Origin of the sequence: Streptomyces himastatinicus ATCC 53653 (assembly GCF_000158915.1) — a bacterium.
Classification (GTDB): domain Bacteria; phylum Actinomycetota; class Actinomycetes; order Streptomycetales; family Streptomycetaceae; genus Streptomyces; species Streptomyces himastatinicus.
On record NZ_GG657754.1, the window covers coordinates 3,046,516 to 3,048,985 of the forward strand.

Here is a 2,470-nt window from a genome sequence, read left to right on the forward strand (position 1 = left end):
CCGACGCCCGCGAGGGCCTCCGCGAGGCCGGGGATCTCCAGGTGGACCACCGCCACCGGCTTGGCCGCGCCCCGCCCGGACGCCTCGGTGGCCGCCGTACGGACGGCCGCGGCGAGGTCCGCCGTGCGGGCATCGCCGACCCATGGGATGGCGGTGACGACGACGGCGTCGCACGCGTCGTCGCCGAGCGCCCCGGTCAGGGCGCGGTGGAAGTCCTCGGGGGCGGCGGCCGTGGTCAGGTCGCGGGGCGGCAGCGGGCGCAGCCCTTCGGTGAGGCAGGCGTCGTAGGTGAGCAGGCCGAGGGATTCGGAGTTGCCGAGGATGGCGACGCGCGGCCCGTCCGGGAGCGGCTGGGAGGCGAGCAGGACCCCGGCGTCGGCGAGCTGGGGTGACCGGTGTCCACACGCAGGACGCCCGCCTGTCGCAGCAGGTCGGAGACGGTGGCGTCGGGGATGCGGGTGGTGGGCACGGCGTGCCCGGTGGGGGCGCTGCCGCTGTGCCGGGCGCCCTTGACGACCACGACGGGCTTGACGGCGGCGGTGCGCCGGGCGAGCCGGGTGAACTTGCGGGGGTTACCGATGGATTCGAGGTACATGAGGGCGACGTCGGTCTCCGGGTCCTCGTACCAGTACTGGAGGAGGTCGTTGCCGGAGACGTCGGCGCGGTTCCCGGTGGAGACGAAAGTGGACAGGCCGACCATGCCCGCGAGGCCCGCGAGACCCGCCGTCCCCTCGGTGCCGGTGGGCCGGGTGACCCCGGCGCCGCGCCGGTGCAGCCCGGACAGCAGGGCGATGCCGATCGCGCCGGACTGGGTGAACAGCCCGATGCGGCCGGGGACGGGCAGCCGGGGTGAGAGGGAGGCGTTCAACCGCACGCCCTCGGCGGTGTTGATGATGCCGAAGGCGTTGGGGCCGATGACGCGCATGCCGTAGGTGCGGGCCTGGCGGACCAGGTCGCGCTGGCGGTCGCGGCCCTCGGGGCCGCTCTCGGCGTACCCGGCGGAGAGGACGACGAGCCCCTGGACGCCGTGGTCGCCGCAGTCGGCGACGACGGCGGGCACCTGCGCGGCGGGTACGGCGACGACGGCCAGGTCGACCGGTCCGTCGACCTCGCGCAGGGAGCGGTGGGCCGGGACGCCGTCGGGCTCCAGGCGCGTCCAGTCCTCGGGGAAGGCGTGGTTGACGGCGTGGACCCGCCCGGTGAAGCCGGCGTCGAGGAGGTTGCGCAGCACGGTGCGGCCGACCCCGCCGGGGGCCCGGCCGGTTCCGATGACGGCGACGGAGCCGGGGGTGAGCAGCCGCTGCACGGAGCGGGCCTCGGCGCGCTGCTCACGGGCGCGCATGACGGCGACGGAGCGGTCGGTGGGTTCGAGGTCGAATTCGAGGCGGACGACGCCGTCGTCGAAGCTGCGCTTCTGGGTGTAGCCGGCGTCCGTGAACACCTTGATCATCTTGGTGTTGGCGGGCAGCACCTCGGCGGCGAAGCGGCGGATGCCGCGCTCGCGGGCGACGGCCCCGATGTGTTCGAGGAGGGCGGAGGCCACGCCGCGGCCCTGGTGGGCGTCCTGGACCAGGAAGGCGACCTCGGCCTCGTCGGCGGGGGCGCGACCGGCATCGCCCTCACCGGGCGGCGGGAGGTGGGCGGGCAGCCCGTTCTCGTCGATGCGGTCGTAGCGGACGGTGGCGATGAACTCGCCCCCGACGGTGGCCGCGAGGCCGACCCGGTCGACGTAGTCGTGGTGGGTGAAGCGGTGGACGTCACGGTCGGAGAGCCGGGGGTAGGGCGCGAAGAAGCGGTAGTACTTCGACTCGTCCGAGACGTGTTCGTAGAAGCTGACCAGGCGCTGCGCGTCATCGGGCGTGATGGGGCGGATCTGCGCGGTGCCACCGTCCCTGAGCACCACGTCGGCCTCCCAGTGGGTGGGGTACGCGTGATGATCCGACGGGCTCGGCATGGGGACAGGGTACGGGCTGAAGTCCGGTACGCAGAGGTCCGCATGGCGGACACCCTTGCGTGAACGGGGGGTGTCGAGGGAAAGTCCGTATCGGACCTGTTCGGACATGACCGGACCCACTCGGGCCCGACCCGGGCGAGACCGGACACCGTATGATCTGGTCTAGACAACACCACCCGCAGATCTGAAGGGCAACACCATGGCTGAGCGCCGCGTCAACATCGGCTGGGCCGAGGGCCTGCACGCCCGCCCGGCGTCGATCTTCGTCCGTGCGGCGACCGCCGCCGGCGTCCCCATCACGATCGCCAAGGCGGGCGGCAACCCGGTCAACGCCGCCTCCATGCTCGCCGTGCTCGGCCTGGGCGCTCAGGGTGGCGACGAGGTCGTACTCGCCTCCGAGGCCGAGGACGCGGAGGTCGCGCTCGACCGTCTGGCGAAGCTGGTGGCCGAAGGTCTCGAGGAGCTTCCGGAGACCGTCTGATTCCGTCCGAATCGCATTTCGGCGCGACGGGGCCG

At 73.4% G+C, this 2,470-nt stretch carries 1 protein-coding gene and 1 pseudogene; one reads left to right on the forward strand and one right to left on the reverse strand.

All coding sequences use genetic code 11. The features are described from left to right. Positions 1–1,954 (reverse strand): annotated as a pseudogene (locus tag SSOG_RS12330) (GNAT family N-acetyltransferase); the annotation flags it as partial. A gap of 199 nt (positions 1,955–2,153) precedes the next feature. Here SSOG_RS12330 and SSOG_RS12335 point away from each other — a divergent pair. Beyond that, positions 2,154–2,435 carry an HPr family phosphocarrier protein gene (locus SSOG_RS12335; RefSeq protein ID WP_009714551.1) on the forward strand — a complete coding sequence of 94 codons (282 nt, stop codon included), beginning with the start codon at positions 2,154–2,156 and terminating at the stop codon, positions 2,433–2,435. Positions 2,436–2,470 lie beyond the last annotated feature (35 nt).